This window comes from Actinoplanes flavus (genome assembly GCF_017592555.1).
GTDB lineage: Bacteria > Actinomycetota > Actinomycetes > Mycobacteriales > Micromonosporaceae > Actinoplanes > Actinoplanes flavus.
In genome coordinates this window covers 1-25,013 of the sequence record NZ_JAGFNS010000029.1, presented here as the reverse complement: position 1 = coordinate 25,013, position 25,013 = coordinate 1, and the positions used below count along the sequence as shown (strand labels likewise).

Sequence of the window (25,013 nt, the reverse complement as noted above, 5' to 3'; positions counted from 1 at the left end):
GAAGCCGCGCCGCCCGACCTGAGAACTTTTCCGTCCCGGCCTGGATCGGGCGCCGAACGGCGCCGCGCGGTGTCAGGCGAGGCGGAAGGCGGCGAGGCCGGCGGTGATCAGCAGGCCCAGGCCGTTGGTGGCCCAGTGCAGGGCGGCCGCCGCGAGGAGGCTGCCGCTGCGGCGGCGCAGCTCGCACAGCAGCAGGCCGGCCACCGCGGTGAAGGCGACGGCACCGACGATCGCCAGGATCTGGCCGGCGACGTCGGTGCCGAGCACCGCGCCGACGCCGTGGTTGGCCTTGGCGAGGCGCAGCGACGGCAGGATGTGCCAGAGGCCGAACAGCGCCGACGAGGTGATGCTCGCCCACATCGCGCCGCGGTGGCGGCTGATCAGGCCGTGCAGGACGCCGCGGAAGGCGACCTCCTCCAGCAGCACGGTGCCGAGCGGCACCACGACGAAGGCGGTGAGCAGGGCGGCGTGCAGGTGCAGGTGGTAGCGGACGTCGTCGAAGGCGCCGCGGGTGAACGGCAGGGCGGCGCCGATGGCGTACACCACGGCGACGGCGAGAACCGCCCCGACCGCGTATTTCAGACCGGGGACGAGGGTACGCCGGGAAAGCCCCATGTCGTGCCAGGTGAGCCCGGCGCGGCGGCCGAGCAGGATGAGCCCCGCGGCCACGAGCGGCCCGACAATCAGGCCGGTGCGCGGCGGCCCGTACTTGGCCGCGATGTTGACGGTGACCAGGAGCACGAGCACCGCACCGAGGACGAGTGCCAGTCTGCGGCGGCTCGGGACAGCCGTTCGATCTTGGTGGATTTCCGGCATAGCCGCCGAAGCGTATCCGTCGGGCTGAGGGACAAATCCACCGGATGTCACCGTGTGTGATTCAGGACTCGGGCCTCCAGCAGCCTGAAAAGGCATTCGGATCCCCCGCGTAGCCACGGAGAGTGACCGATTGGCCACGGCTACGAGTTCCCCCACGGTGCCCCGCCCTTCTCTCGCCGTTTCCGGTACAGCCAGTGCGATCGGCGGTGGGCGGAGGCAGTTGAGGAACCGGCCCATAGTCACTTTCTTTACTATGCAATTCTTTGTATATTGGCGCCCGTGAGCAGCACTGACGCCGCGAGCCGGTACCCGCACCTGCTGAGCCCTCTGGACCTCCGCCACACCACGTTGCGCAACCGGGTGGTGATGGGGTCGATGCACACCAAACTCGAGGACCGCCATCAGGACCTGCCGAAACTGGCCGCGTTCTTCGCCGAGCGGGCGCGCGGCGGGGTCGGGCTCATGGTCACCGGCGGTTACGCGCCGACCTGGCGGGGGTGGCTGGCGCCGTTCGGCAGCCGGATGACCCGGGAGAGTCACGCGGTGGCGCACCGGGTGGTCACCGACGCGGTGCACGAGCACGGCGGCAAGATCCTGTTGCAGGTGCTGCACGCGGGACGGTATGGCTACCACCCGTTCACCCTGGGCGCGTCGGCGAAGAAGTCACCGATCACGCCGTTCCGGCCACGGGCCATGTCGAGCCGGCAGGTGGACCGGACCGCCACGGCGTTCGCCCGGGCCGCGCTGCTGGCCCGCCGGGGCGGCTACGACGGCGTCGAGATCATGGGCTCCGAGGGCTATCTGATCAACCAGTTCCTGGCGGCGCGGACCAACGACCGGACCGACGCGTGGGGCGGCTCGGCGGCCAAGCGGATGCGCTTCCCCCTGGAGATCGTGCGCCGCACCCGGGAGCTGGTCGGCGACGACTTCATCCTGCAGTACCGGATCAGCCTGCTCGACCTGGTCGACGACGCCCAGTCCTGGGAGGAGACCGTCGACCTCGCCAGGCAGCTGCAAGAGGCCGGGGTGTCGATCTTCAACACCGGGATCGGCTGGCACGAGGCCCGGATCCCGACCATCGTCACCTCGGTGCCGCGTGGCGCTTTCACGTGGGTCACCGGGAAACTGCGCGCCGAAGTGTCGGTGCCGGTGGTCGCGTCCAACCGGATCAACCGGCCGGAAGCCGCCGAACAGGTGCTGGCCGCGGGCGACGCCGACCTCGTGTCGATGGCCCGGCCGCTGCTCGCCGACGCGGAGTGGGTGGTCAAGACCGAGCAGCGGCGGGAACGCGAGATCATCACCTGCATCGCCTGCAACCAGGCGTGCCTCGACCACACGTTCAAGAACCAGCGGGCCACCTGCATGCTGAACCCGCGCTCCGGTTACGAGACCGAACTGCGGCTGCTTCCCACCCGTACCGTCAAAAGGGTCGCCGTGGCCGGCGCCGGGCCCGCCGGGCTGGCGGCGGCGATCGAGCTGGCCGGGCGCGGGCACCGGGTCGAGCTGTTCGAGGCGGACGCCGAGATCGGCGGGCAGTTCCGGCTCGCCGCGCGGATTCCCGGCAAGGAGGAGTTCGCGCACACGCTGGACTACTACCGGCACATGATCGAGGTCCGCGGGGTGACGCTGCGGCTCGGCACCCGGGCGACCGTCGAGGAGCTGGCCGGATTCGACGAGGTGGTGGTCGCGACCGGGGTCGAGCCACGGGTTCCCGCCATTCCCGGCATCGAGCACCCGAAGGTCGTCACCTACCAGCAGGTGATCAGCGGGCAGGCCGAGGCGGGCGAGCGGGTGGCGATCATCGGGGCCGGCGGGATCGGTTTCGACGCGGCGGAATTCCTGCTGCACGAGGCGAACGAGCCACTCGACGAGTGGATGCGGCGGTGGGGGGTCACCGATCCGCAGACCGCCCGCGGCGGGCTCACCACCAAGGTCAAGATCACCCCGCGGCGTACGGTGCACCTGCTCCAGCGCAAGGAGACGGCGCTCGGCAAGGGGCTCGGCAAGACGACCGGCTGGGTGCACCGGGCGACGCTGCAGGACGCCGGGGTGCAGATGCTGCGCGGTGTGGAGTACCAGCGCATCGACGACGAGGGTCTGCACATCACGGTCGGCGGTGAGCCGCGGGTCCTGGCCGTGGACACCGTGCTGTTGTGCGCCGGGCAGACGTCCGTGCGGGATCTGGCCACGCCGCTGACCGAACGCGGGGTGAGCGTGCACGTCATCGGGGGCGCTGACGTGGCTGCCGAGCTGGACGCCAAGCGGGCGATCAAACAGGCGACCGAGCTGGCCGCGCGCCTCTAAGAAACGGACATGTCATGAGATACGTAAGCGTAAGCGTCGAGAATGGCATCGCTCAGGTGCGGCTCGACCGCCCGGACAAGCTGAACGCCCTGGCCCTCGACACCCTCGACGAGTTGATCACCGTCGCTCGCCGGCTGAGGAAGGACCGGACCCTCCGCGCGGTGATCATCGCTGGCGAGGGACCCTCGTTCTGCTCCGGTCTGGACATCGCGGCCGCCATGCGCACCCCGGGTCGCATCGTCCAGGCGTTCATCCCGGCCCCGTGGCGTGGCACCAACCGTTTCCAGGAGGCCTGCTGGGCGTGGCGGCGCATCCCGGTGCCGGTGATCGCGGCGGTGCACGGCCACTGCTACGGCGGCGGTGTCCAGATCGCGCTGGCCGCCGACTTCCGGTACGCCACCGCCGATTCGAAGTGGTCGGTGCTCGAGGGCAAGTGGGGCATCATCCCCGACATGTCCGGGATCCGTAGCCTCACCGAGGTGACCGGCCCGGATGTCGCCAAGCGCCTCACCATGACCGCCGAGACGATCTCCGGGGCCGAGGCGCAGCGGCTGGGTCTGGTCACCGAGGTGGCCGACGATCCGGTCAAGGCCGCGACCGCGTTCGCCGAGAGCCTGCTGACCCGGTCGCCGGACGCGCTGGCCGCCGCGAAACGCCTGGTCGACGGCGCGTTGACCAGCAGCGCACGGCGTACCTTCGCCCGCGAGCGCCGCGCGCAGATCCGGCTGCTCGCGCTGCCGAACACCAAGATCCTGCGCAAGGCCGTGATGTCCAAGAGCACGCCGGCGTTCCAGCCGCGCAGCCGTCCGTAGGATTTCGGCGTGGCTTTGAGGAATGCGTTGCTGGCGGCGCTGGCCGATCGTGAGTCGTCCGGGTACGACCTGGCCAAGAAGTTCCGCAGTTCGGTCGCCAACTTCTGGACGGCCACGCCGCAGCAGCTCTACCGCGAGCTGGAGAAGATGGAGGCCGAGGGACTGCTCTCGGCCCGCCTCGTCAAGCAGGACAAACGGCCGGACAAGCGGCTGTTCTCGGTCACCGGCGAGGGCCGGGCCGCGCTGCTCGCCTTCTCCCGCCGCTCCCCCAAGCCGACGACGGTCCGCGACGAGCTGCTCGTCCAGGTCGAGGCGCTGGCACACGGCGACGTGGCGAGCGTGCGGGCCTCGATCGTGGAACACCGCGAGGCCAGCCGCAGCCGGCTGAAAGGCTACGAGCAACGGCTTCGCGACATCCTCGGCGACCGCACCGACGACGAGTTCCTGGCCACCGGCAACCGGCTCGGCCCGTACCTCACCCTCCAGCGCGGCATCAGCTTCGAACGCGAGAACATCGCCTGGGCGGAGCTCGCTCTGGGCGTCCTGGCGCGGCGTTACCCCCTTTGATCCGGTACGGGCGACCCCGCGCCCGACCGCACCGGGACCGTCCCGCCTGGTCCGCGCGATCCGCGCCGCTGGTCACGCCTCTGCCGCGCCCGCCGGGCTGAGCGCGCGGGGTGGCGCCGGAAACGCCCCGGCCGCTGTCCGCGGCCGGGGCGCTGTCGTCTCAGCGGGAGCCGACCCGCTCGGTCACCGCCCGCAGGATGTCCTCGACCCGGTCCTTGGCGTCGCCGAAGAGCATCGCGGTGTTCTCCCGGAAGAACAGCGGGTTCTGGACACCGGCGTATCCGGAGGCCATCGACCGCTTGAACACGATCACGTCCTCGGCCTCCCACACCTTGAGCACCGGCATCCCGGCGATCGGGCTCGACGGGTCCTCGGTGGCGGCCGGGTTGACCGTGTCGTTGGCGCCGATGACCAGGACGACCGACGTACCGGCGAGGTCGTCGTTGATCTCGTCCATCTCGAGCACGATGTCGTACGGCACGCGTGCCTCGGCGAGCAGCACGTTCATGTGGCCGGGCAGGCGGCCGGCGACCGGGTGGATGCCGAACCGCACGTCCACGCCACGGTCGCGCAGCACCCGGGTGAGCTCGGCGACGCCGTACTGGGCCTGGGCCACGGCCATGCCGTACCCCGGGGTGATGACCACCGTGCTCGCGGCGGCGAGCAGGTCGGCCACGCCCTCGGCGGTGATCTCGCGGTGCTCGCCGTACTCCTTGTCGTCGGCCGGACCGGCCTCGATGCCGAAGCCGCCCGCGATGACCGAGAGGAACGACCGGTTCATCGCCTTGCACATGATGTACGACAGGTAGGCGCCGGACGATCCGACCAGCGCGCCGGTGACGATGAGCAGGTCGTTCTCGAGCAGGAATCCGGCGGCCGCGGCGGCCCAGCCGGAGTAGCTGTTGAGCATCGACACGACCACCGGCATGTCGCCACCGCCGATCGAGGCGACCAGGTGCCAGCCGAGCGCCAGCGCGATCACGGTGACCGCGACGAGCAGCCACAGTTGCGGGTCGACGACGAACCAGGTGGTGAGGACCGCGAAGACGGCCAGCGCGCCGAGGTTGAGCAGGTTCTTGCCGGGCAGCATCAGCGGGCTCGACTTGATCTTGGCGGAGAGCTTGAGGTACGCCACGATCGAGCCGGTGAAGGTGACCGCTCCGATGAAGACGCCGATGAACACCTCGGCGCTGTGGATGCCGAGCACGCCGAGCCCGTCCAGGGCCACCGCCTCCGCGCCGGTCAGGTGCGCCTCGACGTGCAGGTAGCCGTTCCAGCCGACCAGCACCGCGGCGAGGCCGACGAAGCTGTGCAGCAGGGCGATCAGCTCCGGCATGCCGGTCATCTCGACCTTGGCGGCCCGGTAGAGGCCGATCGCGGCGCCGATCACGACCGCCGTCAGCAGCAGGGCCAGGTCGAGGGGGCGCAGCGTGCCGGCGACGGCCAGGCCGACGGTGGCCAGCAGGGCCAGGGCCATGCCGGCGATGCCGAACGTGTTGCCGGCCTTCGCGGTCTCGTGCTTGGACAGGCCGGCCAGCGCCAGGATGAAGAGCAGGGCGGCGACGATGTACGCGGCCTGCGCCGCGGCTTCGATGGTCATCGGGTCAGCTCCTGGTGAACATGGCGAGCATGCGGCGGGTGACCGCGAATCCGCCGAAGACGTTGATGCTGGCCAGCAGGATCGCGACGAACGACAGCGCGGTCACGAGGCTGCCGCCGTGGCCCAGTTGCAGCAGGGCGCCGACGACGATGATCCCGGAGATCGCGTTGGTCACCGACATGAGCGGGGTGTGCAGCGCGTGGTGCACGTGCCCGATCACGTAGTAGCCGATCACGATGGCCAGCGCGAAGACCGTGAGGTGCCCGCGCAGGGCGGCCGGGGCCAGGGCGGTGAGCAGGAACAGCGCGGCCGCGGCGGTACCGATCAGCGGCAGCCTCGGCAACGGCTTGCGCTGTTTGACCGGCGCGGGCGCGGCGGCCGGGGCGGCGGTGGCCACCGGGGCCGCGGACACCGAGACCGCGGGCGGCGGCCAGGTCAGCTCGCCGTCGCGGACCACGGTGATGGACCGCTGGACCACGTCGTCGAAGTCCAGGACGAGCTGGCCGTCCTTCTCCGGGGTCATCAGCTTCATGAGGTTGACCAGGTTGGTGCCGTACAGCTGGGAGGCCTGGGCGGGCAGCCGGCCGGCCAGGTCGGTGTAGCCGATGATGGTGACGCCGTTGGCGGTCACCACCACCTCGCCGGCGACCGTGCCCTCGACGTTGCCGCCGTTGGCCGCGGCCATGTCGACGATCACGCTGCCGGCCTTCATCGCGGCGACCATCCGCGCGGTGATCAGGCGCGGCGCGGGCCGGCCCGGGATCAGCGCGGTGGTGATGATGATGTCGACCTCGCTCGCCTGCTCGGCGTAGAGGCGGGCGGCCCGCTCGTTGTAGTCGTCGGACATCTCCTTGGCGTACCCGGTGGCGGAGACCTCGACGTCGGCGGCCTCGACCGACAGGTACTCGCCACCCAGCGAGCGGACCTGGTCGGCGACCTCGGGACGCGGGTCGGTGGCCCGGACGACGGCGCCCAGGCTGCCGGCCGCGCCGATGGCCGCGAGCCCGGCCACGCCGGCGCCGGCCACCAGCACCTTCGCCGGCGGGACCTTGCCGGCCGCGGTGACCTGGCCGGTGAAGAAGCGGCCGAAAGCGTGCGCCGCCTCGACGACCGCACGGTATCCGGCGATGTTGGCCATCGAGGACAGCACGTCCAGGGACTGGGCGCGGGAGATGCGCGGCACCGCGTCCATCGACAGGGCGGTGATCGGGCGGCGGGCCAGCTCCTCGACCAGTTCCGGGCTCAGCCGCGGATTGAGCATCCCGATCAGGGTGGTGCCCGGCGCGAGTGCGTCCAGCCGGGACGCGGGCGGTGGGTTGATGGTGAACACGATGTCGGCGGTCAGCGGGTCGCCGATCGTGGCGCCGGCCTCGGCGAACGCCTCGTCGGAGAACGACGCCGCGGCGCCCGCTCCCGGCTCCACCACCACCTGGTAGCCCAGTTTGACCAGTTGCGCCACGGTGGCTGGGGTGGCGGCAACCCGCCGCTCGCCCGGATCCGGGTCCCTGATTACACCGATGTCCACGTCGACTCCTCGGTAGATGTTGACCATGAAAACGTTCGACGCGCGCCGTCAGTTCAAAACGCGGAGTGATTGTTACTCACCAGTACGTTGTTGGCCAGACTTCGGGCGCAGGTCCCAGACTTCGGGCACAGGTCATCGGTCACGCCACTGCGGCCCCGGCAGCCCCACAGCTCCATCATGACGCTTCACGTACGCTCCCGAGCATGTCGATCTGGCAAGGGGTGGTTGCGTCGGCGGTCTCCCGCTGGGGCGACGACCCCTGGGCGCGCGGATCGTGGAGCCTGATCGGCCGGGGCGGCACACCACGGCACCGCACCGACCTCGGCGCCCCGATCGGATCACGCCTGCGGATCGCCGGGGAGGCCACCCATGCCACTCGCGCGGCGATGACGCACGGAGCGTACGAGGAAGGGGTCTCCGCCGGAGCCTGGGCCGCCGAGCAGGGACATTCCCGGGTGGCCGTGATCGGCGCCGGCATCGCCGGCCTGGCCGCGGCACGCACCCTGACCGACCGTGGCGTGTGGACGCGGGTCCTCGAGGCCCGCGACCGCGTCGGCGGCCGGACCGCGCCCGCCCGGGTCGGCGGCTTCGGCTTCGACCTGGGCGCCAACTGGTTGCAGCAGTTCCACGACAACACCCTGGCCCGGCTCGCCGAGCGGCTGGACCTGCCGATGGTCCCGACCGACTTCACCGACCCGCTCGTGCTGGGCGCCCCCTACACGATCCCGGACGGTCTGGAGGACGAGCTGCGGGCCCGCCTGGCCGCCGCCTCCGAGCAGGCCGGCATCGCCGAGGTGCTCGACGGCTGGCTCGCCGATCCCGGCAGGTGGACACCGGACGACATCCGCCGGTTCGTCGACGCGGAGATCGTGATGGACTCCGGCGCCCCGCTGTCCTGGCTCAGCGCCCGGCACGGCTTCGAGCCGGGCGTCGGCGAAGGCGACCGCTGGATCGTCGGCGGCTACCGGCTCCTGGTCGACCACCTGGCCGAAAACCTCGACATCCGGCTGAACCGGCCGGTCCACCTCGTCCGCACCGGCCCGGAGGGCGTGACCCTCGACGACGACCCGCGGGTGGACGCCGTGATCGTGACCGCGCCGGTCGGGGTGCTCGCCGGCGGCGCGATCACGTTCGACCCGCCGCTTCCCGTCACCCACCGCACCGCCCTCGAACGGCTCGGCATGGGCCGGGTGGAGAAGGTGATCCTGCGATGCGACAGGCGGTTCTGGCCGGTGCGGCCGGCCGGCTACTACCGGGTGCACGGTCCCGGCGAGAACTGTGTGAGCGAATGGCTGGACGCTACCGCCGCGGACGGGACACCGACGCTGGTCGGCCTCTTCGCCGGCCCCTGGCTGGACGACCTGTGGGCGGGCCCGGACGACCAGGTCGCCGCACGAGCGGCGGCCGTCTTCGCCGAGGCGGTCCACGGATTCACGACCGGCGACACGGGCTCGGCACGGCGCGGTGATCCCCCGGATCACCAGGGCGGTGGGCACGGCTGACCGCCTCGGCGAAGCCCGCCCGGCAACGGGCACCCGGCTGACTGTCGGCCGGATCCGGGCACGCGTGGCGCGTACCCCGAGAGAGGTGCGGCTCAGGCACGCAGCCAGCGGTCACCCGGGGCACGGACCTCGACCCCCACGACCGGCCCGTCGCCGTCGCGGACGAACCGTACGTCCGGGCAGCCCTCGACGACGTCCTGCCACCCGCGTTCCGGGTCGTGCACGGCGTGCCGCCGGCAGTGCTTCTCGTCGGCATAGCCCCAGGCCATCAGCACATCACGGCCCCGGTAGCGGTACCGGCCGACGGACGCGACGCGATCGCCGTCCACCCGCCGGAAATAGTCAGCGCGCAACCCGGGCACGGCGGTGCCCTCGAACTCCGCGTCCGGCATGGACCGCTGCGGAGTGTAGGTGCTCAGATCCGGCAGGCTCATCGTCTCGTCTCCTCCTTCATGCAACGGCACACCGCACCGACGGTCGCGATCTTGCGCCGGCCGGATTCCGGCACCCCTCGTTCGAGTGACCGCCGGTTCCGGGCAGTAGAGTCCACCGGTGGAGCACCGTCGGCGAGGGTGCGCCGGCCACTGACATCGACCGCCCCGGACACGAACGTGGAACCGAACGCATGACCCTGACCGCCACCGGCGACGGAGCGGTCCTCGACCATCCCGGCCTGCTCTACGACAGCCGCGCCCGATACCTGTCCGCGGTCACCGGTTTCGTCCGGGAGGCGGTGGGCGCCGGCGAGGCCGTCCTGGTCGCGGTGCCGCCACCGAACCTGGCGGCGCTGCGCGAGACGCTCACCGACGTCGCCGGCCAGGTGACGTTCGCCGACATGACGGTGGCCGGGCGCAACCCGGGCCGGATCATCCCCGGGGTGCTGCTGGCGTTCCTGGCCGCCCATCCGGGCCGCCGCGTGTCGATCGTCGGCGAGCCGGTCTGGCCCGGCCGCACCAACCTGGAGTACCCGGCCTGCGCCGCCCACGAGGCGCTGATCAACGTGGTGTTCGCGGCCCGCGACGTGACGATCCTCTGTCCGTACGACGTCGGCCGCCTGGATCCGGCCCGGGTCCGCGACGCGTGGCGCACCCACCCGGTGATGATCGTCGACGGTGCCCGGCGGCCCAGCCCTTGGTACGACGACCCGTACGCCACGGCCGCCACCTTCAACCAGCCGCTGCCGAAAGTGCCGGTCACCGCCGCGACCCTGACCTACCGGCACGCCACCGACCTGGCCGCGGTCCGCCGGTTCGTCACCGCCGAGGCCGGCCACCTGGACCCCGATCGTGGCGGCGACCTGCTGATCGCCGTCAACGAACTCGCCGAGAACACCATCGCCCACACCGGCGGCGACGGCACCGTCAGCATCTGGACCGAGGCCGGCCGGCTGGTCTGCCAGATCGACGACCACGGCTGTCTGGCCGACCCGTTGGCCGGGCGGATCCCGCCACCACCGGACGCCGAGGGCGGCCGCGGCCTGCTCCTGGCGAACCGGCTCTGCGACCTGGTCCGCGTCCACACCGGCCCGGACGGCACCAGCATCCGCCTGCACATGGGACTCTGAACGGGTGCGGCCGCCCCGGGATGCCGTGATCGCCGCCGCGGTGGCCGCGCTCACCGTGGCCGCCGCGCTGACCGGCGCCGGCAGTGCCCGGCCGCTGCTTCCCGCCGGCGCGGCCCTGATCGGCGCCGCCTGCGCCGCGCTGCTGTGGCGGCGGCGCTTCCCGGTCACCGTGCTGGCCGTCACCGCGACCGCGACGCTGCTCTACTACCCGCTCGGCTTCCCGGACGCGCCGCTGATCCTGGCGCTGGTCGTCGCCCTCTACACCACCGCCCGCGAACGTGGGCCGATCCCGGCCGGCGCCGCCGCGACCCTGATGACGGCCGTGTTCGCGGCGGCCGGCGGTGACCCGATCCAGGCGCTCATCGGGATCACGCCGATACTGCTGCTGCCGGTGGCGCTCGGCGAGGTGGCCCGCGGCCGCGCCCGGCAGGTGGCCGAAGCCGAACAGCGGGCCACCCTGGCCGAGGCGAGCCGGGAGAGCGAGGCGCTGCGCCGCGCCGCCGAGGAACGGCTGCGCATCGCCCGCGAACTGCACGACGTCCTCGCCCACCAACTGTCGATGATCACCGTGCAGGCCGGCGCCGCCCTGCACACCCGGGAACCCGACGGCGCGTTCGAGGCGCTGCGCACCATTCGCGCCGCCGGCAGGGACGCCCTGCGGGAGGTGCGCACGGTACTCGGCATGCTGCGCGACACCGAGCCGGGCCTCGCCGACCTGCCCGAACTGGCCGGCCGCACCGAGGCCGCCGGCCTGCCCGTGCACGTCACCGGGCCGCCGCCGGACACCACGGTTCCAGCCGCGGTACAGGCGGCCGCCTACCGGATCGTCCAGGAGGCGCTGACCAACACGATCCGGCACGCCGCCGCCGGCAGCGCCGACGTCGCCCTGCTCGTGGACGGCCCGGACCTGCTGGTCACCGTCACCGACGACGGATCCGCCCCGGCCGCCGTCACCGAGGGCAACGGTCTGCGCGGCATGGCCGAACGCGCCACCGGCCTCGGCGGCGACCTGCGGGCCGGGCCACGGCCCGGTGGCGGATTCCAGGTCCGCGCCCGGATCCCCCTCGCCCTTCCCGAGGACGGCACGCGATGATCTCCGTTGCCCTGGCCGACGATCAGGCACTGGTACGGGCGGGATTCCGCGCCATCCTCACCGGCGAACCGGACATCACCGTCGCCGGTGAGGCCGCCGACGGCACACAGGCCGTCGACCTGGCCCGGACCGCCCGGCCGGACGTGATGCTGATGGACGTCCGCATGCCCGGCGCCGACGGGCTCGCCGCCACCCGACGCATCTGCGCCGACCCCGACCTGGCCGGCGTCCGGGTCGTCATCCTCACCACCTACGAATCCGACGAGTACGTGTACGGGGCCATCCGCGCGGGCGCCAGCGGATTCCTGCTCAAGGACCTGGAACCGGACGAGCTGATCCACGCCGTACGGGTGGTGGCCCGCGGCGACGCCCTGCTCGCCCCGTCGGTGACCCGCCGCCTGATCGCCGAGACGGCCGGCCGGCTCACCCCGCCGCCCGCCCCGCGACTGGCCGCCCTGACCGGCCGCGAGACCGAGATCCTCGACCTGGTCGCGGCCGGCCTCTCGAACGAGGAGATCGCAACCCGGCTGGCGATCAGCTACCCGACCACCAAGACCCACGTCAGCCGGATTCTCGCCAAACTCGGCCTGCGCGACCGCGCCCAAATGGTGGTGCTGGCCTACGAGTCCGGTCGTATCCGGCCCGGCTGGCTGCCCTGAATACATCCCGGGATGTACGCGCGTTTCCGGGACACCACCGATTTCACCGACGTTGATGAAACGCCACGATAGAAATCGTGAAACGCAGAAGTCTCCTTTCCCTGGCCGTTCTCGCACCACTGCTCAGCGGCTGTTCCGACGCGAATAGACAGCCGCTGAGCTTTGCCAACCGGCTGCACATCCCACCGCTGGCGCCGTCGAGAATCGACCCGGACGGATTCCGCCGATTCGATTTGAACCTACAGACCGGAGACCACGGAACGTGGGGGATAAACGGCGGCCATCTCGGGCCGGCGGTCCGCGCGAAACGCGGTGAACGCGTACGGATGGCCGTCACCAACCGGCTGCCCGAGGCGACCACCCTGCACTGGCACGGCATACGCCTGCCGGCCCGGATGGACGGCGGCCCGCACCAGAGCATCGCACCCGGCGCCACCTGGACCCCGCAGTGGACCGTCGACCAGCCGGCCGCCACCACCTGGTTCCACCCGCACCCGCACGGCAGCACGGCGATGCACGTCTACCGCGGGCTGGCCGGGCTGTTCCTCATCGACGAACCGGGCGGGCCGGCCCTCCCGTCGGACTACGGCATCGACGACATCCCCCTGATCGTCCAGGACAAGATCCTCGACGACGGGCGGCTGGTCACCGGCCCGGTCGACAACGGCACCTTCGGCCTGCTCGGCGACACCATCATGATCAACGGCACCATCGACCCGTACGTCGAGGTGACCACCTCGCAGGTACGGTTCCGGCTGCTCAACGCCTCCAACACCCGCGTCTACCGGATCGGGTTCGCCGACCACCGTCCGTTCCACGTCGTCGCCGGCGACGCGGGCCTGCTGCCGGCCCCGGCGCCGGCCGACCGGGTGAAGATCAGCCCCGGCGAGCGGATCGAGATCGTGGCCGGCTTCGCCCCCGGCGAGACCGTGGTGCTCGACAGCATCGGCGAGAACCGCAGAGACGCCAACGACCCGGAAGAGGACGACTTCAAGCTGCTCAAGGTCGTCGCCGCCGCCGCGTTGCAACCGTCGAAGCCACTACCGCAGACACTCGGCGGCCCAGCCGCCGTGATCCCGCCACCGAGCGCACGGGTCCGCAGGTTCACCCTGTCCGGCTCGGAGATCAACGGCCGGGACATGGACATGAACCGGATCGACGAGGTGGTCCCGGCCGGCGCCGTGGAGATCTGGGAGATCGACAACACCACCTACGCCCACAACTTCCACATCCACGAGGTGGCGTTCACCATCCTCGACATCGACGGCCAACCGCCACCGGCCCACCTGGCCGGCCCCAAGGACACCGTGTTCCTGAAAAAGCACGCCAAGGTACGCCTGGCCGTCCGGTTCGGCCGCCACACCGACCCGGTCACCCCGTACATGTACCACTGCCACCTGCTGCGCCACGAGGACAAGGGCATGATGGGCCAGTTCGTGATCGTCGACCCCGGCACCGAACACCTCGTCCCCCGCACCATCCCCGCCGGCCATCACCACCACGGCTGACGGTGTCAACATCTCGGCCGTCGGCACCTCGACCGCCAGCACCTCGACCGCCGGCAGAAAGACACGCACGCGCGCGGCGCCCGTACCGTGAAGGTCTGATCTGGTGTGGACGGCGCCGCGCCCGCCGCACGGACCGCGACCCGCATCCGCGCCGCGGCCCGGACGGGCTAGGAGAGCAGACGGGCCGCGACCGCCTCACCCATGCGGATGGCCCCGTCGACGTGCTGGAACCCCAGGCCGGCGATGTCACTGCTGGCGAAAGCCAGTGGCCCGACGTCCGAACGCAGATGGCGGCCGTAGCGGGTCAGCGACCCGATGTCGAAGCTGGTGCCGAACGCGCCGACCGTCCACTCGTCGGCCATCCACGGGCTCTCGTAGTAGTGCACCGGCTTCAGCGCCTGCTCACCGTAGTAGGCGGCCAGCGACTCCAGCACCCGCGCCCGGCGTTCCGCCGCGTCCAGGGCCAGCAGACCGTCCGCCTTCACGTCCGAGACGAAGCCGACGAGCGTCCCCCGGGTCTCGCCGGCGACGTCCTCGTTCGTGTTGTCGTACGCCTCGTGGACCAGCGCGTACGGGCTGAACGCCGTACCCGACAGGCCGAGTTCCCGCCAGAACGGCTTCTCGTACGTGATGTGCAGTTTGATCACCAGGCCGAACGAGATGTGCTGGCGCATCTGGGCCTGCACCGGCGGCAGCGCCGGAACGTACTGCACCCGGCTCACCAGGGTCGGCGGCACCGCCATCACCACGTTCCGGCCACGGTAGCGGCCCCGCCCGGTGAACACGGTCGCACCGTCGGCGTCCCACTCCACCTTCGTGACCGCCTCACCGAGACGCACCGTCCCGGCCGGCAACCGGCCGGCCAGAGCCAGGGGCACCCGCTGCAACCCGCCGACCACCCGCCGGTCCAGGATGAAATCGGCGTCCACCAGATGGCTGAAACCGCCCGCCGACGCCGCCATCAGCACCGCCGACAACGCCGAGAACGAGTGCGCCGGCTTGGTCAGCATGGCCGGCCCGATGTAGAGACCGATGTTGTCGCGCGCCTCGGCGTCGTCGGTCTGCTCGGCCAGCCAGGCGGCGAACGAGATCCGGTCGAGACGATCGGCGTCCGGATGGTTCCACGGTTCCAGGGGATCCATCTCCGCGGCCAGCTTGTCCAGAACGACGGTGAGCCGGTCCATCTCGTCAGCGGTCCGCTCGGACACCGGGAACTTCTCGCCCTCGAAGGTGCACCGCACCCCGTCACGCCCGATGTAGACCGACTCGCCCTCCCGATACCGGGAGTAGGTCTCCAGGCCCAGCTCGCCGAGCAGCGCCAGCAGACTGGTCTGGTCCGGCGACACCCACTGGCCACCGACCTCCAGACGTACGCCGTCGACCGTCTCGGTCAGCAGCCGCCCGCCGACGCGATCACGGGCCTCCAGCACGATCACGTCACGGCCGGCCGCACGCAGCCGGTTGGCCACGGTCAGCCCGGTGACGCCGGCGCCGACCACCACCACGTCGTAGTCGGGGTCGCTGGTCACGAGAGTCCTCCAGGTATGGCCGGTTCCTGCTGGGTGATGCAGTGAATGCCACCGCCCCGCGCGAAGACCGCCCGGGCGTCGATCCCGATCACCCGGCGGCCGGGATAGGCGGCGGCCAGGATGTCGAGCGCGGCGGCGTCCCGGGGATCGTCGAACGTGCAGGCGACGACACCGGCGTTGCACACTAGGTGATTCACATATGAGTGATCAACTGGCCCGCCGTCGTCCTCCAGGCCCTCCGGCGCGGGCAGGTCGACGATCGTCCAGTCGCGCGGAAACGCATCCCTCAGAAGCGGCCCGAGCGCGTGGTCGGGATGCCGCGGATCCGGCTGGACGTGCAGCAACACCGTCCCCGGAGCGGTCATCGTCGCCACGATGTCGACGTGCCCGCGCGTGCCGAACTCGCCGTAGTCCCGGGTCAGGCCACGCGGCAGCCACACTACCTTCGCCACGCCGAGGGTGCGGCGCAGCTCACCCTCCACCCGCTGCCTCGTCCACCCGGGGTTACGGCCGGGATCGAGCTGCACCGTCTCGGTCACCAGGACCGTCCCCCGGCCGTCGACATGGATCCCGCCACCCTCGTTGACCATCTCCGAGCCGACGACCGTGGCGCCCGCCCACTCGGCGACCCGGCGGGCGATCCGCGCGTCCCGCTCCCACGTCGCCCAACTCTGCCGCCCCCAGCCGTTGAACACCCAGTCCACGGCGCCCAGCCCGTCCGGGCCGACCACGAACGTCGGGCCGAAGTCCCGCATCCACGCGTCGTCCAGCGGGGCCTCGAAATACTCGACGGCGCCACCCAGCCAGTCGCGCGCCTCCCGCCGGGCCGACGGGTCGACGACCATGCGGACCGGCTCGAACTCGGCCACCGCCAGCGCCACCGACGCCCACGCCTGCCGCGCCTCGTCCGGGTCGTCACCCAGGGTGTAACCCGACGACGGCCACGCCATCCACGTACAGGTGTGCGGCTCGGTCTCGGCCGGCATCCGCCAGCTCATGCCAGACCCCGGTACGTGTCCGGCCGCCGCGTCCGCAGGAACGGGAACAGCGTCAGCCAGTCCCGGCGCTGGTCCAGGTCCAGATCGGCCACCAGCACCGCTTCCTCGCCACGCGGCGCCTGGGCCAGAATCCGCCCGTACGGGTCGGCGATGAACGACGAACCGTAGAAGGTGATCCGCCCCTCGTCACCGGTGCGGTTCGGCACCACCATGAACAGCCCGTTCGCGATGGCGTTCCCGACGATCACCTGCTGCCACAGCGGCTGGGTGTCGAAATTCGGGTGGTCGGGCTCGGAACCGATCGCCGTCGGATAGGCCAGCAGGTCGGCGCCGCCCAGCGCGTACAACCGGGCCACCTCCGGGAACCACTCGTCCCAGCAGGTCGGCATCCCGATCCCGGCGCCGAGGAACCGATGCACCGGATAGGCGCCCTCGGCCGGGCCGGGGCGGAAATACCGGTCCTCGACATAGCCCTCGGTCACCGGGATGTGGGTTTTGCGGGTCTTCGCCACGATCGCGCCAGACGGATCCACCAGGATCGCCGTGTTGTAGCCGAGACCGTCACCGAGATCGGCGTCCTCGTAGAGCGACGCGTGCACGAAGACGCCGTGCGCGGTGGCCATGGCGGCCGCGAACGCCGCGGTCGGCCCGGACTCCAGATCCTCGGCCAGGTCGGCCGGCCGGCCGGTGGGCTCCTCGAACGCCGGATACCGCGACAGCGTCAACTCTGGCAGGAACACCACCCGGGCCCCGGATCCGGCCGCTGTCGCTATCCCCTCGGCGAGGACCCGACGCAGCTCGGCGCCGTCCTCCCGCCACCGGTGCTGAACCAGGCCGACCCGCAACGGCGGCCGGACCGGTTCGTCGACACGAGCGGGAGAGTCGAACACGGCGGACCGGATCAGTTCCATGGATCACCCAGACCATTAACGAACGACATTCGTTTTACTATGGTGGGCACCCGCACGACGACGCAAGAGGGGTCCCCATGCCACGCCCCGCCACGCCGAAACTGTCGATCGACAAAATCGCCAGAGCCGCCCTCGCCCTCGTCGACGCCCGTGGCGAATTCACCCTCGGCGAGGTCGCGGCCGCCCTCTCCGTCCGCCCGTCCTCGCTCTACAACCACGTCGCCGGAAAAACCGAGATCATCGAGGCGATGCGCGCCCTCATCTTCGCCGAAACGCCAGCGGCGCCCACCCTGCCCACCTGGCCCGAAACCCTGCGCGCCCTGCTGCGCCGCTACCGCGACGCCTTCGCCCGCCACCCCCGCCTCATCCCCATGCTCACCGCACACACCGTCTCCTCCCCCGACGTCGTTCACATGTACGACGACATGGCCACCGTCCTCCACACCGCCGGAATCCCGACAACCCAGCTCCTCGACGTGATCACCGTCCTGGACAGCTTCGTCATCGGCTCCGCCCTCGACATCGCCGCACCCGACCAGGTCTGGGACCCCACCCAGGCACGCAACCCCGTCCTGATCGCCGCCATCGAAGCCGCCGGCCAGGGCCGGCCACGAGCCGACCGCGCCTTCGAGCTCGGCCTCGACCTCGTCCTCAGCGCCATCGCCACAACCCCCTTCCCCGGTACGCGCTGAGCCAGACCGTGCGGCACCAGCCGCAAGGGCCACCGGGTCCGGCTGGCTCCCCCGAGATGTCTCAAGCCGCTCCGAAACAGCCCTGACAGCCAGCCTGCCCTCTCCGGCCGGCTCCCAGAGATGTCTCGCGCCCTCCGAAAGCCCTGACGGCCAGCCGGTCCTCTTCGGCTGGCTCCCATTGCTGCCTCAAGCCCTCTCCGAAACAGCCCTGACAGCAAGCTGACGGAGATCGCGGCGGGGCTTACCGCGCGGGGCGCCGGTAGAGCAGGTAGGGACGACGGCGCTTTTCGAACGCCGTGGTCTCCGATCGCCAAGCGCCGACCACGTCGGAAACCGTCGCTCCGGCATCGAGCATGGTCCGCAACCGGGAACCACCGGCCAGCAGATCCACGAAGAACGGGCGGCGCGCACCACTGTCGTTCCGCCACGCGAAGCCCGGATACTTCCGAGCCTCGTACAGCATCGCCACCGCCGTACCGATCGGATCGAACACCGCCGGATCACTGACCCGCACCTCGACGCCCGCACACAACAGGCCCTCGAACTTCCCCACCCGCGGCTGGAAGTACGCCTCCCGGAACTCGGCGCCCGGCAGATCATGCGCCGCCAACCGGTCCCGCCACCGGAAGTCCAGGCCCGGAGCACCGGCCAGCTCGAACGGCCGGGTCGTGCCCCGCCCCTCCGACAGCGACGTCACCCCCTCGAACAGGCACGTCCCCGGGTAGACCAGAGCCGTCTCCGGCGTCGGCATGTTCGGGCTCGGCATCACCCACGGAACATCGGTGTCCCTGGCGAAAAGACCACCGTGCCAGCCCTCGCACGCCACCACCTCCAAACGAACCCGCGGCAACCACTCCCCCTGGAAGAACCGGGCCAGCTCACCGACCGTCATCCCGTGCCGCAGCACGATCTCCTTCCGCCCCACACTCGACGCGAACGCCGGATCCAGCACCGGGCCGGAAGCCCGCCCACCGATCGGATTCGGCCGGTCCAGCACCACATAGCGCAGCCCACCCGCGGCGGCGCCGGCCATCGACTCGTACAGCGTCCAGATGTAGGTGTAGAACCGGGCGCCGACATCCTGCATGTCGAACACCACGGTCCGGACCCCCGCCTCGGCAAACAGCCGCGCCCAGTCCTCCGGGGTGGCCAGATAGCCGTCGAACACCGGCAAACCCGTCCGCGCATCGGTGGACCGGGCCGCCCCGCCGCCCACCGGAGCCGCCCCACGGAACCCGTGCTCCGGCCCGAAGATCCCACCGATTCGCACCCCGGCCGCATGCATCCGGTCGACGAGATGCCGATACTCACGGTCCACCGCGGTCAGGTTCGACACCACCCCGACGGTCTCGCCACGGAGCCTCGCCCACCCCTCGGCGGCCAGAAGATCCATTCCGGTACGCACACGCACCGCCCGTTTTCCGCCGGGCGCCGCCCCGGCCGGCGCTCCGGCCGAACCCAGCACCGCCGCCCCGGCCGCCGCCAGCATGCCCCGTCGCCTCACCGAAACCTCCAAAACGGATAAAAAGTCCCGATTGATGCTAAAGGCCTTCTAGTCCACCCAACCGCATATGTCGGGTAAACCTTCGCGGCGCAGGAGCCCAACTGCCCCACCGTGCCCACGGCTCTCCGGCGACCGCCTCACCACCGAGGCCGTGGTCCCCCTCGCCCCTCGTGTCACCACCGAGGCCTTATAGCCCCCTGGCCCGCAGGTCACCGCCGACCGTTGCCTCCTCGCCCGCACGTCACCACCGAGGCCGTAGCCCTTGTCGCCCGCACCTGACTACCAAGACCGTGGTGCCCCCTCCGTCCCCACGTCACCATCGAGGCTGGCGGTTTCGGTCCGGCGGCGTCAGCGGGCACATCGCCTAGAGCATCCTAGGAGGCTAGTTCAAAAGGGGAACCGCGCAGTAGAGGTCGCGGCGGACGGCCACGATCAGCTCTCCGGTCGGGACCCAGGTCAGGGCGGTGGCGGCGAAGGGGAACGTGCGCCGGTCACGTTCGCGGGCGGTGGGGACGTCCACGATCGCCACGGTGCCGTCGGTCCGGGCGACCGCGACGACCGTCCCGAACGCGGCCAGCGCGGTGACCGGCTCGTCCTCCTTCGGCTGCAGTGGCGTGATCACGCCGGTCCGCATGTCGTGGGCCAGCACCTCCCCCAGGCGCACGGTCACCACGGCGTCGCCGGCCCAGGCCCGGGGCGATTCGCCGATCGCCACGTCCGCCGGCGCCGGGATCTCGGTGAGGGTGTCCAGGTCGTAGACGGTGAACGGCCCGAACATCCAGTTCACGGCGATCGCACGGCGCCCGGCGAGCAGGCCGGCGGCGGCTCCGCGCGGCGGATAGGGATGCTCGATCGTACGGTCGCCGGTGAGCCGCACACCGCCGAGCGAGCCGTGGAAGGTCGCCACCAGTTCGCCGTCCAGCCGGACACGAAGTGGCTGGTCCGACGGGAAATCACCACCACCGGGCCCGCGTACGCCGTCCGCGACCCGCCACCGCACCGGGCCGCCGTCGCCGACCACCCAGCCGTCCGCGGTCACCTCGATCCGGCGGATGTCGCCGGGGCTGCGTATCTCCTCGGGCGCCCGGTTCTCGCCAAGCCGCCACAGGGAGACGGTGTCGTCGTCCGCGGACGCGGCGATCAGGGTTCCCGGTCCGGCGGCGATCACCTGGGCGCCCAGCAGTGGTCCGCGCAGCGGCGCCCCGAACTCCCGGTCGGCGGCCACGTCCCACAGGTGGACCGCGCTGCCGCCGTCCAGCGTGAGCAGCCGGCGCCCGGCGGGTGTGGTCACCGCCCCGAGACGGCCGAACTCGCGGACCGGTGGCGTCGCGGGATGGTGGTGAGCGCCGGTCGCCGTGTCCCAGAGCACGATGCCGCCGGCCCGGTCCTGAACGGCCACCGACGGCGAGCCGGGCCAGGTGGCGAGCGCGTGCGCGTCGACGTCGAGGCGGCCGAGCGGGGCGCCGTCGGTGAGGTCCCACAGGGTGACGGCGTCGCGCCCGGTCACCACGGCGGCGCGCCGCCCCGGCACGTCCAGGACCGCCAGCGCGTTCGAGCGTTCCCCGGTCTCGAAGGCCACGTCGCGGCCGGCGATCCGCAGGATGCCGTCCCACCCGGCGGTCACCACGTCGGTTCCGGCTAGGGCGAGCGCCTGCACGTCGATGGCGTCCTCGTGGCCGGGGAGCACGCCGATCCGGTCGCCGGTGGCAAGGTCCAGCATCACGGGCGGTTCCCGCCAAAGACCGACCACCGCCACCGTACGCCCGTCGAGAACGGCCGTGACCAGCATCGGATTGCCCGTACCGCCGGGGTTGACGCCGGAGACGGTCCGCAGCGGCCGTCCGGAGGTCTTGTCCCAGATCCGCAGGCCGGCCGGCGGGCAGCGCCGGTCGTGCAGGTCGCCGAGATGGCAGTCGAAGTCCTCGTGATGTTCGGTCAGCGTGACGAGCAGATCGCCGGCGTCGGCGACCGCGGACGGCTGCTCGGCGGGAAACGACCGCACCAGCGCCGGATCCGGTCCGCTATCGGTTGACCAGGCGATACGCAGCAGCCGATGTTAGGGGTCCGGCGGGCAGCAGCGGCAGCCGAACCGCCGCCGTGGGGATCCGGCCCTGGGCGTGCAGGACCGCCTTGATCACCGTCGGGTTGGGTTCGGCGAACAGCGCGGTGGACACTCCGGCGAGCCGGGCGCCGAGGGCGCGGGCGGCCTTGACGTCTCCGGCCTGCCATGTCTCGAACAGCTCCACGAACGACGATGTGGCCACGTGCGCGGAGGCCAGGATCCCGCCGTCCGCGCCCAGCGCCAGCATCGGCGAGATCAGCACGTCGTCCCCGCCGAGCAGCGCGAACCCGGGCGGCGGGTCCGTGAGCAGAGCCATGGTCGTGGCGTCGACGGCGCCGGTCGCGTACTTCATGCCAAGCACTCCGGGGATGGCGGCCAGCCGCCGGATGGTCGCGGCCGACAGCTCCTGACCGGTCCGGTACGGCACGTGGTAGATCACTCTGGGCCCGGCGCCGGCCGCGAAGTGGGCGACCACGCCCTCCTCCCCCGGCCGGACGAACGGTGGCACGAGGGTCAGCGCGATCGCTCCCTCCGGCAGGGTCGTCCCGGCCCCCACCAGCAGCGTCGTTCCGCGTTCACGGCTCACCCGGGCGGCCACGTCGACGACCGCCCGCCGTTCACCGGGGTCCAGCGAGCCCGGTTCACCGGTGGTGCCGAGCGCGACCAGCCCGGACGCGCCGTCGTCGAGAACCTGGTGGGCGAGGCGTTCCAGCGCGCCGAGCGCGACGGCGCCGGCATCGTCGAAGGGCGTGATGAGGGGTACGAGAATCCCGTTCAGCATGCGGTCCAGCATTCCGGCGGTCGCAGCGTAAGGTCCAGTTCACGTTTCTACCGGAAACCGTAAGCTGAACTGATGCTCGATGTGCGACGTCTGCGCCTGCTCAGTGATCTGCACCGGCTCGGCACCATCGCCGCGGTGGCCGAGGCCCGGGCGTACACCCCGTCGGCGGTCTCCCAGCAGCTGTCGGCGCTGGAACGTGAAGCCGGTGTGCCGCTGCTCGAGCGCACCGGCCGGCGGGTGGCGCTCACCGCGGCCGGACAGGTCCTGGTGCGGCACGCCGAGACGGTGCTCGCGGCGCTGGAGGAGGCGGATGCCGCGATCGCCGCGGTCCGAACCGGGCCGGCCGGCCCGATCCGGATCGGCGCCTTCCCGAGTGCCGTCCGCACGCTGCTGCCCCAGGCGCTGGTGGCCCTGGGCCGCGACCATCCGGCGCTGGAGCTGATGGTCACCGAACTGGACCCGGTCGCGGTTCCGGCCGCGCTGCGCGAACGCACCCTCGACGTCGGCCTGCTCCACGACTACGACATCGCGCCGGCCGAGGCGGATCCGGCGCTGGACTCGGTGCCGCTGCTGAGGGAGACCGTCTTCCTGGCCGAACCCGCGGAGACGGCCGGCGGGGTGCTGGCGGAAACAGCGACCCGGCCGTGGATTCTCGCCACTCCCGGAACGCTGTGCCACGAGGTCACCCAGCGGGTCTGCCGGGCCGCCGGCTTCACGCCGCGGGCGCGTCATCACGCCGACGACTTCGCCACCGTCCTCGCGCTGGTCGCCGCGGGCCAGGGTGTCTCTCTGGTGCCCGAACTGGCGGCCGTCCCGCCACCCGCCGGTGTCCGGCTGACCGCGTTGGCCACCCGGCGGCGTACCCGGGTCGCGTTCCGGCGCGGGGCCGCCACCCACCCGGCGGTCGCGGCGGTCGTCACCGCTCTCAGCAACGCCACCCACCCAGCAGTCACACCAGGCGTCACCGCACACGGCAACGCCACCCACCCAGCGGTCACGCCGGGCGTCACCACACCCACGAACGCCACCCACCCAGCAGTCACACCAGCGTGACCACACCCATCAACGCCACCCACCCAGCAGTCACACCAGGCGTCACCGCACACGGCAACGCCACCCACCCAGCAGTCACACCAGGCGTCACCGCACACGGCAATGCCACCCACCCTGTGGTGGCGCCGGACGTCACCGTTCTCGGTGACCCCACCCGGGGTCCGTCCGGCGGGTGAGGCCGGATCCGTATCACGGCGGACGACAGCTTCCCGACATGTCCCTACCGTTCCATCCCGACCGGCCGGGACAGTTGTCCCCGGCGATCCGGGACGCTCGTCCACGGTGATGAGCGCCGGTCAGCGGAGACACCTCATGGGGGGAACGAAATGCACGAACTGGTCGATCGCGCGCGTACTCTGACGCCGTCGCTGCGGGCCCGGGCCGAGCAGCTGGACGCGGTACGGCGGCTGCCGTCCGACCTGGTCGACGAGCTGAGGTCGGCGGGCTTCTTCCGGATGTTCGTGCCACGGTCGCACGGCGGGCACGAGATCGACCTGCGCACCGGGATGGCGGTGCTGGAGGCCCTGGCCACCGCGGACCCCGCGGTCGGCTGGACCGTGATGATCGGCTCGGAGACGCCGCAGCTGATGGCGTTCCTGAACCGGGAGACGTTCGACAAGATGTACGCGGCCGGGCCCGACGTGATCGTGGCCGGTGGCTTCAACGCGCAAGGCACGGCCGTTCCGGCCAATGACGAGTATCAGGTGGACGGTCGCTGGGCGTTCGGCAGCGGCAGCACCCACGCCGACTGGATCTTCGGCAACTGTGTGGTGCTCGGCGCCGACGGCGACCCGCGGCCGGGGCCCGTCCCGGGGACGCCGCTGATGCGCTCGGTGCTGGTGCCCGCCTCGCAGGCGCGGGTGGTCGACACGTGGCAGGTGCTGGGCCTGCGCGGCACCGGCTCGCACGACGTCGAGATCCGCGGGGTCCGGGTGCCGGAGGAGCACACCTTCGATCTGTTCGCCGGGACGCCGTCGATCCCCGGTCCGGGGTTCACCTCGCCGCTCACCCATTTCATCCTGCACCTGGGTGCGGTCGCGGTCGGCATCGCGCAGGGCGCGCTGGACGCGACGGTCGAGCTCGCCACATCCGGAAAACAGCGACTGTACGCGCGGGCGCGGCTCGCCGACAGCCAGCTGTTCCAGGCGAACCTGGGCCGGGCCGACCTCAGCCTGCGGGCCGCGCGGGCGCTGCTGGAGTCGACCGCCGACGAGGTGTGGGCGCTGTGCTCGAACGATCCGGCCGGGCTGGCGGCGATCGGCCCACGAGTTTCGGCCACGCTGACCTGGGTGACCGACGCCGCGCTGTCGGTGGTGGACACCTGCTACCGCTCCGGCGGCGGCCAGGTGGCCCGGGACGCCTCGCCGGTCCAGCGCCGCTTCCGGGACATGCACACGTTCAGCCAGCACGCCGCCGCGGCCGAGGGCTGGCTGAGCGGCCACGGCGCGGCGCTCGTGGGCAGCCCCGGCGGCCTGTCCTACTGATCCGGCCCCTTCTGATCCGGCCATCCGGCGGCGGTCACGGGGTCACCGC

Annotated in this window: 22 protein-coding genes; 12 read left to right on the top strand and 10 right to left on the bottom strand. The window is 71.7% G+C overall.

The genetic code is table 11. The features are described 5' to 3' along the window. Positions 1-72: 72 nt before the first annotated feature. Positions 73-747 carry a CPBP family intramembrane glutamic endopeptidase gene (locus J5X75_RS33820; protein ID WP_307798437.1) on the bottom strand — a complete coding sequence of 225 codons (675 nt, stop codon included), beginning with the start codon at positions 745-747 and terminating at the stop codon, positions 73-75. A gap of 348 nt (positions 748-1,095) precedes the next feature. Between J5X75_RS33820 and J5X75_RS33815 the strand changes: the two genes are divergently transcribed. From J5X75_RS33815 to J5X75_RS33805, 3 genes are read left to right on the top strand one after another with little or no spacing between them, the layout of a single operon-like run. Continuing rightward, on the top strand, positions 1,096-3,120 hold the full coding sequence (locus J5X75_RS33815; RefSeq protein ID WP_208471698.1) for an NADPH-dependent 2,4-dienoyl-CoA reductase: 2,025 nt from the start codon (positions 1,096-1,098) through the stop codon (positions 3,118-3,120). Positions 3,121-3,134: 14 nt separating this feature from the next. Beyond that, positions 3,135-3,932 carry a crotonase/enoyl-CoA hydratase family protein gene (locus J5X75_RS33810; RefSeq protein WP_208471697.1) on the top strand — a complete coding sequence of 266 codons (798 nt, stop codon included), beginning with the start codon at positions 3,135-3,137 and terminating at the stop codon, positions 3,930-3,932. A gap of 9 nt (positions 3,933-3,941) precedes the next feature. After that, complete coding sequence (locus J5X75_RS33805) at positions 3,942-4,499, top strand: PadR family transcriptional regulator (RefSeq protein WP_208471696.1); 558 nt, start codon at positions 3,942-3,944, stop codon at positions 4,497-4,499. Between the two features lie 160 nt (positions 4,500-4,659). On the opposite strand, the gene pntB is transcribed toward J5X75_RS33805, so the two are convergent. Both pntB and J5X75_RS33795 read right to left on the bottom strand, forming a co-directional pair. After that, the gene (gene pntB, locus J5X75_RS33800) at positions 4,660-6,099 is read right to left on the bottom strand and encodes a Re/Si-specific NAD(P)(+) transhydrogenase subunit beta (protein ID WP_208471695.1); all 1,440 of its coding nucleotides are present in this window, start codon (positions 6,097-6,099) and stop codon (positions 4,660-4,662) included. Positions 6,100-6,103: 4 nt separating this feature from the next. Next, on the bottom strand, positions 6,104-7,624 hold the full coding sequence (locus J5X75_RS33795; RefSeq protein ID WP_208471694.1) for a Re/Si-specific NAD(P)(+) transhydrogenase subunit alpha: 1,521 nt from the start codon (positions 7,622-7,624) through the stop codon (positions 6,104-6,106). A 203-nt stretch (positions 7,625-7,827) separates the two neighbouring features. Here J5X75_RS33795 and J5X75_RS33790 point away from each other — a divergent pair, with 203 nt between their 5' ends. After that, positions 7,828-9,126: a flavin monoamine oxidase family protein gene (locus tag J5X75_RS33790; RefSeq protein WP_208471693.1), complete on the top strand. Its 1,299-nt coding sequence runs from the start codon at positions 7,828-7,830 to the stop codon at positions 9,124-9,126. 92 nt (positions 9,127-9,218) lie between these two features. On the opposite strand, the gene J5X75_RS33785 is transcribed toward J5X75_RS33790, so the two are convergent. Beyond that, positions 9,219-9,560: a hypothetical protein gene (locus J5X75_RS33785; protein WP_208471692.1), complete on the bottom strand. Its 342-nt coding sequence runs from the start codon at positions 9,558-9,560 to the stop codon at positions 9,219-9,221. A gap of 191 nt (positions 9,561-9,751) precedes the next feature. Between J5X75_RS33785 and J5X75_RS33780 the strand changes: the two genes are divergently transcribed. The 4 genes from J5X75_RS33780 (at position 9,752) to J5X75_RS33765 (ending at position 13,950) form a co-directional block, all read left to right on the top strand. Further along, positions 9,752-10,690 carry an anti-sigma factor RsbA family regulatory protein gene (locus J5X75_RS33780; protein ID WP_208471691.1) on the top strand — a complete coding sequence of 313 codons (939 nt, stop codon included), beginning with the start codon at positions 9,752-9,754 and terminating at the stop codon, positions 10,688-10,690. A gap of 4 nt (positions 10,691-10,694) precedes the next feature. Continuing rightward, positions 10,695-11,783, top strand: a complete 1,089-nt coding sequence (locus J5X75_RS44850) for a sensor histidine kinase (RefSeq protein ID WP_208471690.1) — start codon at positions 10,695-10,697, stop codon at positions 11,781-11,783. Continuing rightward, positions 11,780-12,442 carry a response regulator gene (locus tag J5X75_RS33770; RefSeq protein ID WP_208471689.1) on the top strand — a complete coding sequence of 221 codons (663 nt, stop codon included), beginning with the start codon at positions 11,780-11,782 and terminating at the stop codon, positions 12,440-12,442. The genes J5X75_RS44850 and J5X75_RS33770 overlap by 4 nt, the downstream gene beginning before the upstream one ends. A gap of 77 nt (positions 12,443-12,519) precedes the next feature. After that, positions 12,520-13,950 (top strand): multicopper oxidase family protein, encoded by a 1,431-nt coding sequence (locus tag J5X75_RS33765; RefSeq protein ID WP_208471688.1) that lies wholly within the window; start codon positions 12,520-12,522, stop codon positions 13,948-13,950. Positions 13,951-14,117: 167 nt separating this feature from the next. On the opposite strand, the gene J5X75_RS33760 is transcribed toward J5X75_RS33765, so the two are convergent. From J5X75_RS33760 to J5X75_RS33750, 3 genes are read right to left on the bottom strand one after another with little or no spacing between them, the layout of a single operon-like run. Further along, entirely contained in the window at positions 14,118-15,479 is a 1,362-nt protein-coding gene (locus J5X75_RS33760; protein ID WP_208471687.1) for a flavin monoamine oxidase family protein, read from the bottom strand. After that, the gene (locus J5X75_RS33755) at positions 15,476-16,477 is read right to left on the bottom strand and encodes an agmatine deiminase family protein (RefSeq protein WP_208471686.1); all 1,002 of its coding nucleotides are present in this window, start codon (positions 16,475-16,477) and stop codon (positions 15,476-15,478) included. The genes J5X75_RS33760 and J5X75_RS33755 overlap by 4 nt, the downstream gene beginning before the upstream one ends. Further along, a complete protein-coding gene (locus J5X75_RS33750) occupies positions 16,474-17,388 on the bottom strand; it encodes a nitrilase-related carbon-nitrogen hydrolase (RefSeq protein WP_208471685.1) in 915 nt (304 codons plus the stop codon). The genes J5X75_RS33755 and J5X75_RS33750 overlap by 4 nt, the downstream gene beginning before the upstream one ends. Positions 17,389-17,465: 77 nt before the next feature. Here J5X75_RS33750 and J5X75_RS33745 point away from each other — a divergent pair, with 77 nt between their 5' ends. After that, complete coding sequence (locus tag J5X75_RS33745) at positions 17,466-18,080, top strand: TetR/AcrR family transcriptional regulator (protein WP_208471684.1); 615 nt, start codon at positions 17,466-17,468, stop codon at positions 18,078-18,080. A gap of 241 nt (positions 18,081-18,321) precedes the next feature. Here J5X75_RS33745 and J5X75_RS33740 read toward each other — a convergent pair whose 3' ends face one another. From J5X75_RS33740 to J5X75_RS33730, 3 genes are all read right to left on the bottom strand, one after another. Then, positions 18,322-19,584, bottom strand: a complete 1,263-nt coding sequence (locus J5X75_RS33740; RefSeq protein WP_307798436.1) for an exo-beta-N-acetylmuramidase NamZ family protein — start codon at positions 19,582-19,584, stop codon at positions 18,322-18,324. A gap of 382 nt (positions 19,585-19,966) precedes the next feature. Beyond that, on the bottom strand, positions 19,967-21,586 hold the full coding sequence (locus J5X75_RS33735) for a WD40 repeat domain-containing protein (protein ID WP_208471683.1): 1,620 nt from the start codon (positions 21,584-21,586) through the stop codon (positions 19,967-19,969). 19 nt (positions 21,587-21,605) lie between these two features. Then, a complete protein-coding gene (locus J5X75_RS33730; RefSeq protein ID WP_208471682.1) occupies positions 21,606-22,427 on the bottom strand; it encodes a dihydrodipicolinate synthase family protein in 822 nt (273 codons plus the stop codon). A 72-nt stretch (positions 22,428-22,499) separates the two neighbouring features. Between J5X75_RS33730 and J5X75_RS33725 the strand changes: the two genes are divergently transcribed. From J5X75_RS33725 to J5X75_RS33715, 3 genes are all read left to right on the top strand, one after another. Next, positions 22,500-23,480, top strand: coding sequence for a LysR family transcriptional regulator (locus J5X75_RS33725; protein ID WP_208471681.1), 981 nt, complete (start codon positions 22,500-22,502; stop codon positions 23,478-23,480). After that, positions 23,477-23,656: a hypothetical protein gene (locus J5X75_RS33720; protein ID WP_208471680.1), complete on the top strand. Its 180-nt coding sequence runs from the start codon at positions 23,477-23,479 to the stop codon at positions 23,654-23,656. The genes J5X75_RS33725 and J5X75_RS33720 overlap by 4 nt, the downstream gene beginning before the upstream one ends. Positions 23,657-23,806: 150 nt before the next feature. Further along, the gene (locus J5X75_RS33715; protein ID WP_208471679.1) at positions 23,807-24,964 is read left to right on the top strand and encodes an acyl-CoA dehydrogenase family protein; all 1,158 of its coding nucleotides are present in this window, start codon (positions 23,807-23,809) and stop codon (positions 24,962-24,964) included. Positions 24,965-25,013: the final 49 nt, after the last annotated feature.